Origin of the sequence: Curtobacterium sp. VKM Ac-1393, from assembly GCF_015350995.1 — a bacterium.
Taxonomy (GTDB): Bacteria; Actinomycetota; Actinomycetes; order Actinomycetales; family Microbacteriaceae; genus Curtobacterium.
The window spans coordinates 68,733-82,286 of sequence record NZ_JADKRW010000003.1 but is presented as its reverse complement, the minus strand read 5'-3'; the positions used below and the strand labels follow the sequence as shown (position 1 = coordinate 82,286).

Genomic DNA, 13,554 nt, shown 5'->3' with positions numbered 1-13,554 from the left:
GGTGCTGTCCACGGCGGTACCCCGCATGCTCGGGTTGCATGCGGGAACAGCGAGTAGGCCGGGTCCACACCTCCAGCGAAGGAGCACCACATGCGGACTGGCAGCGCAGTGCAGTACGACCGGTACGGCGGATTCGACGTCGTGCAGGTGGTCGACCAGACCCAACCGAAGCCCGGACCCGGCGAGGTCGTCGTCGAGGTCTCGGTCGCCGGCCTGAACCACATCGAACGATTCCTGAGAGAGGGACGGTTGCAGGAGTTCGTCGACCTCGAGTTCCCCGCACACCAGGGCGTCGACTTCGCCGGTGTCGTCCGGGCACGCGGCGAGGGCGTCCGCGAGTTCCACGTCGGCGACGAGGTGATGGGCCACGCGCCCCACGGCGGATCCCACGCGACGTGGGTGACGGTGCCGACCGGGGCCGTCGTGAAGAAGCCCTCGACGATGACGTTCGAGGTCGCCGGCAGCCTGTACCTGGCCGGCTGCACGGCCCTGTCGATCGTCCGCTCCCTGAAGCTCGGGCCGCAGGACACCGTCGTGATCAGCGCTGCCGCGGGCGGGGTGGGCCACATCGAGTGCCAGCTCGCGCGCGACACGGGCGCGACGGTCATCGGTCTCGGCAGCCCCCGGAACCACGACGCCCTGCGGCAGATCGGTGTGCTGCCGGTCGCCTACGGCGAGGGCGAGGAGCAGCGCATCGCCGACATCGCCGACGGCCGGCCGATCACCGCGTTCATCGACAACCGCGAGCACGGCGAGAACGTGGCGCTGGCGAAGCACCTCGGCGTCGACGAGAAGCGCTTCGTGACGAGCGACGACCGGCGCGACCTGGAGATCCGGTTCCTACGCGCACCCGGTGACGACGCCGAGGCGAAGGAGATGCTGACGACCCTGGGCGACCTGGTGCAGCGGCACAAGGTGCAGTTCATCATCTCGGGGTACTACCCGTTCGAGTACATCGTCGACGCGTACGAGGACCTGGCCGAGATGCACTCCCGCGGCAAGGTGGTCGTCGGCATGCAGCCCGTCGAGACCGGGGCACGGCTGCACTGGTACAAGTCCGAGAAGTCCCGCGACCTGCGGGACCCCGTCAGCTAAGGATGTCCTTCGAGGCGAACCGGCTGTAGGTCAGCGCGCCGAAGACCACGACGTAGCCGAGCTGCAGCAGTGCGTTCGACCCGAACGAGTCGAACGCGATCGGGTCGCGGAGCAGGTCGCCGAACCCCAGCCACTGGTGCGAGAACAGGTACGGGTGCAACCAGTCGAGCTGGGGCAGCTGGTCGAGGACCTGGGATGCCCCGGCCAGCACGACCGTCGCGGCCATCGCCCCGACCGGCACGTTCGTCAGCGTCGATGCGAACATGCCGATCGCGACCAGTCCGAGCATCGACATCGCGACGTAGAGCGCGAGCAGCAGCGCGCGACCGGCGTACGACGCCCCACCGACCTGCGTGCCGGACAGCAGCGTGACGGGGCCGATCGGGAACAGCACGGCACCGATCGCCGCGCCGACGAGCACGACCAGCAACGTCGCCGCCAGGCAGAACGCGACCGCGCCCGCGAACTTGACCAGGATGAACCGCACCCGGCCGGTCGGTGCGACGAGCAGGTAGCGGATGGTGCCGTGGCTGGCCTCGCCTGCCACGGTGTCACCCGCGACCACGCCGACGGTCAGGGGCAGGAACAGCGGGATCGACACGGTCAGGGCGGTGAACGCCACGAACAGGCCGTTGTTGGTGATGTCGCCGAGGAACGCCGGACCGCCCTCGTCGCCGTCGGTCGTCAGCCGGACGGCGACGGCGATGAGGATCGGCACCAGGGCGAGCGCCCCGAGCATCGCCCAGGTGCGGCGCCGGCGGAACACCAGCGCGAGCTCAGATCCGAGCAGGGCGAACGGACGCTGGCGGTGCGGTGCCTCGGCGGTATCGCGCAGTGCAGGTGCAGTGTCAGGCAGCGACATCGAAGCCCTCTCCGGTGAGCGCGACGAACAGGTCCTCGAGCGTGCCGCCGCCGACGGTCAGCCCACGCACGCGGACGTCGGCGCGGACGAGTTCGGCGGTGATGGTCTCGGGCAGCAGCTCGTGCGGCAGGTCGGCGACCAGCACGTCGGCCCCGCCCTCGTGCCGGGGTGCGAGCCCGAGCCGCGTCAGCACGCTGCCGGCCTGTCCGACGTCGGGCGTGCGGACGGTCACGGTGCGCGCCCCGGCCGAACGGAGTTCGTCGAGTTCGCCCTGCGCGACGAGCTTGCCGGTGCGCATCACCGCGGCGTGGGTGCAGACCTGCTCGATCTCGGCGAGCAGGTGGCTCGACACGAACACCGTCGTGCCGTCGTCCGCCAGGGACCGGATGAGGTTGCGGACCTCGCGCGTGCCCTGCGGGTCGAGGCCGTTCGTCGGTTCGTCGAGCACGAGCAGGTCCCGCGGCGACAGGAGTGCGTTCGCCAGGCCCAGTCGCTGCTTCATGCCGAGCGAGTACGCGTGCGCCTTCTTGTCGGCGGCGTGTGTCAACCCGACACGGTCGAGGGCACTGGCCACGCGGTCCTTGCGGGTGCGTGGGTCCGACGTCGTATCCGCAGCGTCGAACCGCTGCAGGTTCGCGCGGCCGGACAGGTACGGGTAGAACGCCGGTCCCTCGACCAGGGCACCGACGCGCGGCAACACCTGGTGCAGGGCCTTCGGCATGGGCTGGCCGAGTACCTCGATCGTGCCGCCGGTCGCGCTCGACAGCCCGAGCAGCATTCGGATCGTCGTCGTCTTGCCCGAGCCGTTCGGGCCGAGGAACCCGAACACCGCGCCGCGCGGCACCGCCAGGTCGATGCCGTCGACGGCGCGCTGCTTGCGGAAGACCTTCTGGAGGCCCGTGGTGCGGATCGCGAGGTCGGTGTCCGTGGTCGTGCGGGTCGCGTCCACGGCGGTCGGTTCCGTCGTGTGCGCGGGTTCCGGTGCGCTCACTTCGCGGCGGCGACCAGCGACGACACCGGCACGGCGCCGGCGAGGACCCGGCCGTCGTCGGTCAGGTAGACCGACACGAGCGAGGTCTGGACGGCACGGCCGCCGTCGACGGCCTTCGTCAGCTGTCCGAGCAGACCCGAGGCCTCGTCGCCGAGGGACGACTGGTCCACGGTGCCGGCGGGGAGCTCGGCGATGGTGCTCCAGCCCTCGCCCGTGAACGTCGGCTCATCGCCGGCGTGCGCACCCCGTGCGTGGTCGCCCTTCGCGTGCGCACCGTGCTCGGCGTCGGACAGGTCCTTCTCGGTGACCTTCGCGTTCGACGGCGGCGTGAAGTCGAAGAGCCGTGCGGCGGGGGCACTGTAGTCGAGGCTCGTGAACCCGACCTGCACCGCGGGGTCGTCCTGCCCGGCGGCCTGGATCGTCGCACGGAGCGGGAGGCCGGTCTGCTGGTCGACGGCGAGCCGGACCGTGCCGACCAGGGTGTCGGGGGACTTCGGCGTCAGGGTGATCTGCCAGGCGTCGTGACCCGCGACGCTGACCTCGGTCGGCTTCGAGACGGTGGTGCTCGGGGTGATCGCGGCGATGGCCTGCTCGGCGATGTCCGTCGGCGTGGTGGCGCCGTCCTGCGGGTCCTTCGCCGAGTCGGAGGGCAGGGTCACGTGCGTGGCCGTGCGGTCCTTCGAGTCCCACGTCCAGACCTCGGACCCGTTGCGGACCACGTCCTGCTCGGCGAGCTGCTGCGTCAGCTGGACGCGCTGCTTGCTGGCGCCGTCGACGTACACGCGGGCGGTGTGCGACGAGGTGAGCAGGCCGAGCACGTCCGAGGCGTCGCCCTCGAGCGAGGTCCCACCGGAGCCGGTGGGGAGTTCGGGGAGTCCGAGGTCGCTCGACTGTGCGAGCTTGCCGGAGTACTGCGCGTCCGAGGACTTCGCGATGCTGGCGATGACGTCAGCGGCGCTCGGGTTCGTCCCCGCGATCGGGTCGTTCGCCGCGTTCGCGATCATCGGCGCGGCGACGGCGCCGGCGACGACCACCGGTGCGAGGACTGCTGGCAGCCAGGCTGACTTCTTCATCGTGTTCCCCTCGTGGTGCATTGGAGTCGGGAGTACGGTACGTCCGGCCCCCGACAGGACGCTGGGCGTCTCGACCAGGCAGAACTTGTTGTCCACACTCGTCCATCGGACCCCACCGCGTCGTCACCATCGGGTATCATCGAACCCATCACGATCAGCCCGTCGCCATTCGGCCCGGGCTGATTTTCTTTTCACCTGGGGGTGTGGTGGTCGAGTACTCGAAGCCCTGGCTCACGCTGGATCAGCAGGTCGAGCGGCTTCGCAGCCGTGGGCTCGTCGTCGAGTCCCACCGGGCGGCTGCCGGCCTGCTCGACCGAGTCGGTTACTACCGCCTGACGGGCTACCTCCACCCGCTCCGACAGCCGGACTCCGTTGATCGTGGATGCGAGGTCGCGGGGCACATCACGCTGCGTGAGACGTACCGAACCGGAACGTCGATCGAGCACGCCCGTTCCCTGATGGACTACGACCGCGCGCTGCGGCTCCTCGTGCTCGACGGCGTCGAGCGGATCGAGGTCGCAGTACGCACCAAGATCGCCCACGTGCTCGGCCTGAACGGACCGTTCGCGCATCGGGATCCGGTCTCGTTCACTCCGTCGTTCCTCCAGGTGGGCGAAGCAGGAACGAGCGGTCACGAACGTTGGATCGAGCGGGTTCGAGCCCGGCAGGACCGATCAGACGAGGTCTTCGTCGCGCACTTCCGGACCAGGTACGACGGACAGCTGCCGGTCTGGGCGCTGACCGAGATCCTGGAGTTCGGACAGGTCGCCCGACTGTACGGCGGTCTCTCGAACGTGCTCGGGACGGAGATCGCGATGGCGCTCGGAGCGCCGTCGAAGCGTGTCCTCGGCAGCTGGCTCGCCTCGATCAACTACGTCCGGAACGTCGCGGCGCATCACGCCAGGCTGTTCAACCGCAAGCTCGTGGTTGCTCCGAAACGCCCCGCGAACGTCCCCGAGTTCGACCACCTTCGACGAACCGAACACGCGAAGGTGGTGTTCGGGGTCTACGGAGTGTTGGTGGTCATGGCCTTCCTGCTGCGCCGGATCGATGCTGACTGCGCGTGGCGCGAGCGTGCCACCGCCCTGCTCCACGACTTCCCCGACGTTCCGGGTATGGGCACTGCGGATCTCGGCGCGCCGGAGAGCTGGGGTCTGGAGTCGATCTGGCGGCGCGCGGAAGGTTCGTAGACTCGGGAGAGGCGACCGACGGCGGTCGTGTGGCGGCGAAGGAGACGGCATGCGGGCGGTGCTCGGTCTGGACATCGGGACGTCGAGCACGAAGGCGCTGCTGGCCCGGTTCGACGGCACCGTGATCGCCGAGGTGAGCCGTCGGCACGAGGTCGACCGCCCCGAGCAGGGCCTGGTCGAGATGGACGCGGCCGTGTGGTGGGACGAGTTCGGGGCGCTGACCCGTGAACTCCTCGCCCGGGCCCCCGACGCCGAGGTGCAGGCCGTGGGGGTGAGTGGCATCGGACCCTGCGTCCTGCTCACCGACGATGCCGGCGCCCCGTTGCGTCCGGCGATCCTGTACGGCGTCGACACCCGCACCGCCGACCTGCTCGACGAGGTCACGGCGGAACTCGGCGGCGAGGCCGCGATCCGTGCGCGCTGTGGCTCCGGCCTGAGCACCCAGGCCGCCGGGGCGAAGCTCGCGTGGGTCGCACGGCACGAGCCGGAGGTGTGGGCGCGTGCCGTCCGCTTCACGATGCCGGCGTCGCGGATCGTGGAGCTGCTGACGGGGGAGTACGTCCTCGACCACCACTCGGCCAGCCAGACCACCCCGCTCTACGACGTGCACGAGAACACCTGGATCCCCGAGTGGTGCGACCGGCTCGCGCCCGGTCTGCCCATGCCGCGGCTGCTGTGGTCCGGCGACCGGGCGGGCGTGGTGACGGACGAGGCGGCCGCGGCCACGGGCCTCCCGGTCGGCATCCCCGTGACGGCCGGCACCATCGACGCCTGGGCGGAGGGCGTGAGCGTCGGCGAGTCCGTGCCGGGCCGGATGTTCCTGCAGTACGGCACCACGATGTTCATGATCGTGCCGACCGCCGAACCGACGCCCGTGCCGGGGATGTGGACGACCGTCGGCACGCACCCGGGGCAGCCGAGCGCGTCGGGCGGGATGGCGACCTCCGGTGCGATCACCGACTGGCTGCGGCGGCTGGTCGACGGCGAGTGGCCGACGATGCTCGAAGAGGCTCGGTGTGCGGGCATCGGCGCGAACGGGCTGCTGATGCTGCCGTACTTCGCGGGGGAGCGGACGCCGATCGCCGACCCGGATGCCCGAGGGGTGATCGCGGGGCTGACCGTGCGGCACACGCGCGGCGACATCTACCGGGCGACGCTCGAGGCGACGGCCTACGCGGTCCGGCACAACATCGAAGTGTTGCGGGACGCCGGGGTCGAGGTCCGCGAGCTCGTCGGGGCCGGCGGCGGGTTGCTCGGACGGCACTGGCCGACGATCGTGAGCGACGTGACCGGGCTGCGGCAGACGGTGCCGTCGGTGACCGTGGGAGCGTCGTACGGGTCGGCGTTCCTGGCGGCAGCGCTCGTTGCCGACGTCGACATCCGGCAGTGGAACCCGCCGTCCACGGTCATCGAGCCGGACCCGTCGGTGACGGCGGCCTACGAGCCCGGCTACCACGACTACCGCGAGCTCTACGAGGCGACGAAGGCCGTCGTACACCGCCTTGCCGCGCGCAGCTGACCGCGCCACACCGTGCAACGGACACAGCACCGCGCAGATGCACGGTGCTGTGTCCGGAACCTGGTTCCGCGGGGCTGGGGCGCCGCGCCTACGCCGGCGCGTCGACGCCGGCGGGCGCGCTGCCGTCGTACTCGCAGATGGCCTGGACCTTCGACGCGCTCGCCGAAGACGGGTCGAACTCGTAGCCGAGCCACTCCTTCGCCATCCGGCGTGCGACCTCGACGCCGACGACCCGCTGGCCCATGCAGAGGACCTGGGCGTCGTTCGACAGGACCGAGCGCTCGACACTGAACGAGTCGTGCGCCGTGACGGCCCGGATGCCGGGGACCTTGTTCGCCGCGATCGCGACACCGAGTCCGGTTCCGCAGATCAGGATCGCGCGGTCGGCCTCACCGTTCGCGACCATGCGCGCGGCATCGACGGCGACGTGCGGGTACGCGGTGTGCCCGTCCGCGTCGACGCCCACGTCGACCACGGACACGACCCGCGGATCGGCCTGCAGATCGGTTTTGATGATCTCCTTGTAGTCGAACCCGGCATCGTCGGACCCGATCACGAGACGGTACGTCATGCGTGTGTTCCTTCCAGTTCGTGCGGACGGGCAGCGAGGACCTCGCCGACCCGAGTGAGGATCATCCCCATCGAGGTGGCACCCGCGTCGGGTGTCCCCAGGCTCTTCTCCGCCAGCGGCCGGGCTCGCCCGACCTTCGGCGTGAGGTCCGCGGTGGCCTCGGCCTGCTCGACCGCGACCACAGCCGCAGCCTGCCACGCGTCGGTGAGCGCGTCGCCAGCCGACACCGAGGTCCGGAGTGCGTCCACGAACGGCAGCAGCGCGTCGAGCAGCGTCTTGTCCCCGCGGGACGCCCCACCCAGGTGGACGATCGAGTCGGCGAAGGTCTGCGCGGCCTCGACGACGTCGGACCCCTCGTACGCGGAGCGGTCGTCGCGCAGCGACCGTCCGAAGGCCTCGAGTGCCGCACCCCACAGGACTCCCGAGGTGCCGCCCGCGAACTCGGCCCACGCGTCACCGGCGCGTCCGAGGACGAAGGCGACCCCCGCCTCCTGGCCGACCCGACCGACCGCCTTCCGGGCCGCGCCGATCCCCTTCACCATGCCGCGTCCGTGGTCGCCGTCGCCGGCGACCGCGTCGATGCGGCCGAGTTCCTCCTCGTGCTCCCGCAGCAGCGTGTCGATCGCGTCGATCGCGTCGCGTGCCGTCTGCGCGGCCTGCCGGGAGGCACCACTCGCGTCCGGCACGACCGTCGCCTCGTCCTCGGCATCGTCCACTGCGTCGGCCGGCAGCAACGCCGCGATCGGCGCCGCCGTCTTGCGGTACGCGGGCGTGTAGGTGTCGGCGCGCCACAGCGGTTCGAGCTCGTCGTCGAGCCACTGCAGGGTGAGCGAGCAGCCGCCCATGTCGAGGCTCGTGACGAGTTCGCCGACCTCGGGTTCGACGACCCGCAGACCGGCGTCCTGCAGCAGCGGGAACGCGCGGCCCCAGAGCAGGAACAGTTCCTCGTACTTGGTGTCGCCGAGGCCGTTCAGGATCGGGGCGACCCGGGTACCCGCGTTCGCCGGTCGGTCGGCGAGCAGCCGTTCGACGAGCAGCGCCGCGAGGTCGGTGGCGCGGAGCAGCGGGACGTCCACGATGCCGGGCTCGCCGTGGATGCCGAGCCCGAGTCCGAGGTGGCCGTCGGGCACCGTGAAGAGCGGCTCGGTGGCGCCGGGCATGGTGCACCCGGAGAACGCGACGCCGATCGTGCGGGTCGCCGCGTTCGCTGCGTTCCCGAGGCGTTCGACCTCGTCGAGGCTGGCTCCGGTCGCCGCTGCGGCTCCCATCGCCTTGAAGACCGAGAAGTCCCCGGCGATGCCGCGGCGCTTCGACTCCTCGTCGGCGCTCGCGATGTCGTCCGTGACCACGACGATCCGGGTGTCGATGCCCTCGGCGCGGAGCCGCTCGGCAGCGAGCCCGAAGTTCATCGTGTCCCCGGCGTAGTTGCCGAACGACAGCACGACGCCCTTCCCCTGGTCGGCCGCCTTGGCGACCGAGTAGACCTGCGCGGTCGACGGCGAGGTGAACACGTTGCCGACGACGGCCCCGGTGGCGAAGCCCGGGCCGACGATCCCGCAGAAGGCGGGGTAGTGGCCGGAACCGCCGCCGACGACCACCGCGACCTGCGGGTCGGCGCCCTCGGTGGGCAGGGTGACGACGCCACCGTGGACGCCGCGGACGCGGTCGGCGTAGAGCGCGAGCCAGCCGGCGAGCTGGTCCTCGGCGAACTCGTCGGGGGCGTCGTGGATCGTGGTCATGCTGGAGTCCTTCAGTGGGAGGTACGGGTGCCCTGCGGCACCTTGAGGAAGTGGATCATCACGAACGCGCAGGCGTACAGGCCGACGAACGTCCACGTGGCGGCCTGGCCGCCACCGCCGAGCGCGAAGACCGCGGCGACCACACCGGTGCCGAGGAACGCCGCGCCACCGGCCGCCGTCGTGTACATCGCCATCGCGGCGCCCTTGTGCTCGGGGGCGAGCGCCGGCATGATCGCGCCCATCGGCACGAAGCCGGCGAGCAGGCAACCGAACACGCAACCGGCGACGACGGAGAGCACGTAGCCCCAGTCCGATCCGGCGGGGACGAGCTGCGGGACGTACCACCAGGCGATGAGGCCGAGGGCGGAACCGACGATGCCGAACCACTTGACGGTGCGCTGCCAGCCGATCTTGTCGCCGACCCAGCCGAACAGGGCGTTCACCAGGATGTTCGTCGCGTAGACGCACACGGTCATGAGCAGCCAGCGGCTCTGGCCCCACCCGCGCTCGTTCGCGATGACGGCGGGCAGCACGACGAACATGCCGAACTCGGGCGCCGTGTTGATCAGGCGGACCAGGAAGCCCATCAGGATCTTCGGCCGGGTGACGGTCAGGCGGATGCCGCTCGTCAGCACCTGCCAGGCGCTCTCGCCGGCCGGGGCGATGCGTGAGAAGCCGTTCGGCAGCCGCACGCCGAACAGCATGATGAGGAACCCGATCACGACCAGGCCGATCGAGGCGACCATCGCGCCGGTCTCACCGATCGCGCCACCGCCGAACACCGGGATGGCGCCGATCGCGAAGAGGGATCCGAGCGTCGGCAGGCCGCCGGTGAACGCGACGTAGAACCAGCCGACCGCCGAACCGTTCCGCTCGACCGGGGTGGTGATGTTCACCCAGACCAGGAAGGCGAACGCGAAGAGCGGGTAGCCGAACCCCCGGACGGCGTAGGCGACGGCGGCGAACGGCACGCTGCCGACGTTCAGTGCGAGCAGGAACAGCACCTCGAAGACGACCCACACCGCGAACCCGAGGATCATCACGCGGCGCGGACCGATCAGGTCGGACAGGGCGCCGGAGACGTAGCTGCCGATCAGGGCGGCGAGGCTGTAGAACGTCACGATCGTCGCCACGGTGGCCTCGGGGCTGCCGAGGACCGCGACCATGTGCGGGGTGATGAAGTTCGACTCGACGCCGTTGCCGGTCATGAAGACCAGGACGGCGACGAACCCGAGGGCGAGCGGGCGGGGGATCCCCATCCGGTCGAGGCGGCCCTCGGGACGGTGGGTCGTGGGTGCTCCGGTGGTGCGCTGTGTCGTCGTTGACATGCTTGCTGACTCCAGTGGTGGGCGGGCTCAGGCCTGCAGGGACGGGATGATCGACACCTTGACGCTGGCGCCGGCGGAGTCGCCGACCAGGTCGAGGGCCGCCTGGAACTGCTCGAGCGGGAACTGGTGCGTGCAGATCTCCGACATCGGCAGGGTCTCGGCCTCGAGCAGCTTGATGGCGGCCGGCCAGGTGTGCGGGCCGAGGTGGGCGCCGCGGACGTCGAGCTCCTTGTCGTCCGAGATGATCGACCAGTCGACGGAGACGTTGTCCTTGAACACCGAGTACTCGACGAAGGTGCCGAGCTTGCGCAGCAGGTTCAGCCCCTGCGGCACGGCCGACGGGTGGCCGGTCGCCTCGATGTAGACGTCGGCGCCGTAGCCGTCGGTCAGCTCCTTGACCCGGGTGACCGCGTCCTCTTCGGCGATGTTGATCGTCAGGTCGGCGCCGACCTTGCGGGCCAGTTCGAGCTTCGCGTCGACCACATCGAGGGCGATGATCCGCAGCGGGTTCTTCTGCCGTGCACCGGCGATGGCGGACAGGCCGATCGGGCCGGCGCCGGCGATCACGACGGTGTCGCCGAACTTGATGTCGCCGCGCTCGACGGCGTGGAACGCGCAGGACAACGGCTCGGCGAACGCGGCGACCTGGCCGGGCAGGGCGCTCGACACCGGGTGGGTCAGGGCCTTGGCGGGCACGAGGACGTACTCGGCCATCGCGCCGTCGTAGCCCTTGAACCCGAACATGTCGTGGACGTTGCACATCCAGTACGCGCCCTCCAGGCAGTACCGGCACTCCCAGCACGGCACGATCTGCTCGCAGGCGATGCGGTCGCCGAGCGAGACCTTCCGCTTCGCCAGGGTGTCGTCGTCGCCGGAGACGATCGTGCCGACGAACTCGTGCCCGGGGATGCGGTCCCGCTCGGCCCAGGCGGCGCGGTTCTCGTCACCCCAGAACTTGGCGGCGCCGTGGTAGCACTTCAGGTCGCTCGCACAGATGCCGACGGCGTCCGTGCGGAGCAGGAGTTCGCCTGGGCCGGGCGTGGGGACCGGGCGTTCCTCGAGGCGGTAGTCACCGGGCCCGTGGACGACGACGGCTCGCATCGTCGTGGGGATGTCGGTGGTGGCCGAGGTCGTGGCTTCGGGTTCGTTCGTCGTCGTCGACATGCGCTGCTCCTCCGTTGGATGGCTTCGGCGACGACTGTACACCTCGCAGAACGTTTGTCCAGAACACAATTTCTGGTAGGTTCCGACCGAACGCAAAGGAGCGACCATGACGACCAGCAGCGTCACCAGCACCACCACCGACTTCGCCGCAGCCCTCCGCCCGGGCCCGGACACCGTCGACCTGACGAACGACTTCACCGGCCGCACCGCGGTGGTGACCGGCGGCGCCTCCGGCATCGGGCACGCGATCGCCCGGGCGCTCGCCGCACGGGGTGCGCGGGTCGCGATCGTCGACGTCCGCGCGGACGGCGCCACGACCGCGGCAGCCGACCTGCCGGGCGCGGCCGACGCACCGGATGCGGCCACGGGCCTCCATGCCGGGTTCGCCTGCGACGTGACGGACGAGACCTCCGTGGCCCGCACCGTCGCCGACGTCGCCGCGCACTTCGGCCGCATCGACGTGCTCGTCAACTGCGCCGGCATCGCGGCGTTGGCCCCGGCCGACGAACTGTCCGCCGAGACCTGGTCGAGGACGATCGACGTCAACCTGACGGGGACGTTCCGCGTCGCCCAGGCCGTCGGTCGGCACATGCTCGCCGCCGGGTACGGGCGCGTGGTGAACATCGCCTCGCAGGCCGCGCACGTCGGCATCGACGGGCACGCGGCCTACTGTGCCTCGAAGGCGGGCGTCATCGGACTCACCCGGGTGCTCGCACTCGAGTGGGGCGGGCGTGGTGTCACCGTGAACACCGTGTCGCCGACGGTCGTGCTCACCGACCTGGGCCGTGCCGCGTGGGCGAACGAGAACGGCATCCGGCACCAGGACGAGATCCCCACCGGCCGCTTCGCCACCCCGGACGAGATCGCCGCCGCGGTGCTGTTCCTGGCAGGGGAGTCGAGCGCGATGGTGAACGGTGCCGACCTCCGGGTGGACGGCGGGTTCACGATCCGCTGACGTGCCAGAAACGCTGACGTGTGCGAGGAGAACTGACGTGTGCCAGGGATACGATCGGCCCATGTCCACCGAGAACCCCGCCGCCGAGGGTTCCAGGACCCGGTTCCCGCTCGACACCGTGTACCAGGCGGCGCGGATGTACTACCTCGAGGACGCCACCCAGGTCGAGATCGCCTCGCGCCTCGGTGTCTCCCGCCCGACGGTGTCGCGGCTCGTCGCCGAAGCGCGCAAGGCCGGACTCGTCCGCATCGAGGTCGTCGACCCGTTCCAGGACGAGACCGTCGCGCTCGCCGAACGGCTGCAGGTCGTGCTCGGCATCCGCGCCGTGCACCTGGCGGCCGTCACGCACACCGCCACGCTCGGCGCCGACCTCGCAGCACCCCTCGCCGCCGCGGTGGAGGGCATGGGGCTCGTCCCCGGCGACGCCGTCCTGATGTCGTCCGGACGCACCGTCTACGACGTCGCGCACTCCGGCATGCCGAGCCTGCCCGGCGTCCAGATCGTCCCCACGGTCGGTGGCCAGGCCGACCCGATGCCGTGGTTCCAGACGAACGAGATCTCCCGGACCGCCGCGGAGCACTCCGGAGCGATCCCCGCGTTCCTGTTCGCCCAGGCGCTGCCGTCGCCCGCGATGCGGTCCTCGCTCGACGAGGACCCCGCCTTCCAGCACGTCGTCGGGCTCTGGGGTCGGGCGAAGGGTGCGATCCTCGGCATCGGGGCGCCGACACCGACGCGCGACGCGCTGGCACGGGGCGTCCCCGTCGACGACGCCGTGTTCGACCAGGCCGCTGGTGACGTCTGCCTCAACTTCTACGCCGCCGACGGCTCGGCCATCGAGTTCCCCGGCAGCGACCGGATGGTCCGGACCTCGCGCGAGGTCCTGTCCGGCGTGCCGCACGCGGTCGGCGTCGCCGTCGGCAGCGCCAAGGTCGGCAGCATCGTCGGCGCGGTCCGGGGTGGGCTCGTCAACGAGCTGGTGACGGACGCCGCGACGGCGCGCGCCCTGCTCGACGCGCTCGCCTGAGCGGTCTGCCGCGACCACAGGGCGGACGGGAGGCGCGGGGCGG

At 71.0% G+C, this 13,554-nt stretch carries 12 protein-coding genes; 5 read left to right on the top strand and 7 right to left on the bottom strand.

Going from position 1 to position 13,554, the window contains the following annotated elements; genetic code table 11:
* The first annotated feature begins 90 nt into the window (after positions 1-90).
* The gene (locus ITJ59_RS07515) at positions 91-1,095 is read left to right on the top strand and encodes an NADP-dependent oxidoreductase (RefSeq protein ID WP_194650493.1); all 1,005 of its coding nucleotides are present in this window, start codon (positions 91-93) and stop codon (positions 1,093-1,095) included.
* Here ITJ59_RS07515 and ITJ59_RS07510 read toward each other — a convergent pair.
* Genes ITJ59_RS07510 through ITJ59_RS07500 form a run of 3 tightly spaced genes read right to left on the bottom strand, consistent with a single transcriptional unit; the run spans position 1,088 to position 4,021 of the window.
* Complete coding sequence (locus ITJ59_RS07510; protein WP_228511245.1) at positions 1,088-1,957, bottom strand: ABC transporter permease; 870 nt, start codon at positions 1,955-1,957, stop codon at positions 1,088-1,090. The genes ITJ59_RS07515 and ITJ59_RS07510 overlap by 8 nt on opposite strands.
* On the bottom strand, positions 1,944-2,906 hold the full coding sequence (locus ITJ59_RS07505) for an ABC transporter ATP-binding protein (protein ID WP_194650492.1): 963 nt from the start codon (positions 2,904-2,906) through the stop codon (positions 1,944-1,946). The genes ITJ59_RS07510 and ITJ59_RS07505 overlap by 14 nt, the downstream gene beginning before the upstream one ends.
* 38 nt (positions 2,907-2,944) lie before the next feature.
* Positions 2,945-4,021: a LolA family protein gene (locus tag ITJ59_RS07500; RefSeq protein WP_194650491.1), complete on the bottom strand. Its 1,077-nt coding sequence runs from the start codon at positions 4,019-4,021 to the stop codon at positions 2,945-2,947.
* Positions 4,022-4,227: 206 nt separating this feature from the next.
* Here ITJ59_RS07500 and ITJ59_RS07495 point away from each other — a divergent pair, with 206 nt between their 5' ends.
* Positions 4,228-5,211 (top strand): Abi family protein, encoded by a 984-nt coding sequence (locus ITJ59_RS07495; protein WP_194650862.1) that lies wholly within the window; start codon positions 4,228-4,230, stop codon positions 5,209-5,211.
* Between the two features lie 49 nt (positions 5,212-5,260).
* A complete protein-coding gene (locus ITJ59_RS07490) occupies positions 5,261-6,730 on the top strand; it encodes an FGGY-family carbohydrate kinase (protein WP_194650490.1) in 1,470 nt (489 codons plus the stop codon).
* An 88-nt stretch (positions 6,731-6,818) separates the two neighbouring features.
* Here the strand turns inward: ITJ59_RS07490 and ITJ59_RS07485 are convergent, their stop codons facing one another.
* The 4 genes from ITJ59_RS07485 to ITJ59_RS07470 are packed head-to-tail and all read right to left on the bottom strand — an operon-like array spanning position 6,819 to position 11,532.
* Entirely contained in the window at positions 6,819-7,301 is a 483-nt protein-coding gene (locus ITJ59_RS07485; RefSeq protein WP_194650489.1) for a ribose-5-phosphate isomerase, read from the bottom strand.
* Positions 7,298-9,040, bottom strand: coding sequence for a dihydroxyacetone kinase family protein (locus ITJ59_RS07480; RefSeq protein ID WP_194650488.1), 1,743 nt, complete (start codon positions 9,038-9,040; stop codon positions 7,298-7,300). Before ITJ59_RS07480 ends, ITJ59_RS07485 begins: the two co-directional genes overlap by 4 nt.
* Positions 9,041-9,051: 11 nt before the next feature.
* On the bottom strand, positions 9,052-10,368 hold the full coding sequence (locus ITJ59_RS07475; RefSeq protein WP_228511244.1) for an MFS transporter: 1,317 nt from the start codon (positions 10,366-10,368) through the stop codon (positions 9,052-9,054).
* Positions 10,369-10,395: 27 nt separating this feature from the next.
* On the bottom strand, positions 10,396-11,532 hold the full coding sequence (locus ITJ59_RS07470; RefSeq protein ID WP_194650487.1) for a zinc-binding dehydrogenase: 1,137 nt from the start codon (positions 11,530-11,532) through the stop codon (positions 10,396-10,398).
* 106 nt (positions 11,533-11,638) lie between these two features.
* Between ITJ59_RS07470 and ITJ59_RS07465 the strand changes: the two genes are divergently transcribed.
* Positions 11,639-12,487: a GolD/DthD family dehydrogenase gene (locus ITJ59_RS07465; protein WP_228511243.1), complete on the top strand. Its 849-nt coding sequence runs from the start codon at positions 11,639-11,641 to the stop codon at positions 12,485-12,487.
* Between the two features lie 61 nt (positions 12,488-12,548).
* The gene (locus tag ITJ59_RS07460) at positions 12,549-13,511 is read left to right on the top strand and encodes a sugar-binding transcriptional regulator (protein WP_194650486.1); all 963 of its coding nucleotides are present in this window, start codon (positions 12,549-12,551) and stop codon (positions 13,509-13,511) included.
* Positions 13,512-13,554: the final 43 nt, after the last annotated feature.

What these genes read in the sequence shown, in the direction of transcription:
- ITJ59_RS07485 (WP_194650489.1), bottom strand. Translation starts at nt 7,301, where the DNA reads ATGACGTACCGTCTCGTGATCGGGTCCGACGATGCCGGGTTCGACTAC.
- ITJ59_RS07500 (WP_194650491.1), bottom strand. Translation starts at nt 4,021, where the DNA reads ATGAAGAAGTCAGCCTGGCTGCCAGCAGTCCTCGCACCGGTGGTCGTC.
- ITJ59_RS07460 (WP_194650486.1), top strand. Translation starts at nt 12,549, where the DNA reads ATGTCCACCGAGAACCCCGCCGCCGAGGGTTCCAGGACCCGGTTCCCG.
- ITJ59_RS07480 (WP_194650488.1), bottom strand. Translation starts at nt 9,040, where the DNA reads ATGACCACGATCCACGACGCCCCCGACGAGTTCGCCGAGGACCAGCTC.
- ITJ59_RS07475 (WP_228511244.1), bottom strand. Translation starts at nt 10,368, where the DNA reads ATGTCAACGACGACACAGCGCACCACCGGAGCACCCACGACCCACCGT.
- ITJ59_RS07470 (WP_194650487.1), bottom strand. Translation starts at nt 11,532, where the DNA reads ATGTCGACGACGACGAACGAACCCGAAGCCACGACCTCGGCCACCACC.
- ITJ59_RS07490 (WP_194650490.1), top strand. Translation starts at nt 5,261, where the DNA reads ATGCGGGCGGTGCTCGGTCTGGACATCGGGACGTCGAGCACGAAGGCG.
- ITJ59_RS07515 (WP_194650493.1), top strand. Translation starts at nt 91, where the DNA reads ATGCGGACTGGCAGCGCAGTGCAGTACGACCGGTACGGCGGATTCGAC.
- ITJ59_RS07465 (WP_228511243.1), top strand. Translation starts at nt 11,639, where the DNA reads ATGACGACCAGCAGCGTCACCAGCACCACCACCGACTTCGCCGCAGCC.
- ITJ59_RS07510 (WP_228511245.1), bottom strand. Translation starts at nt 1,957, where the DNA reads ATGTCGCTGCCTGACACTGCACCTGCACTGCGCGATACCGCCGAGGCA.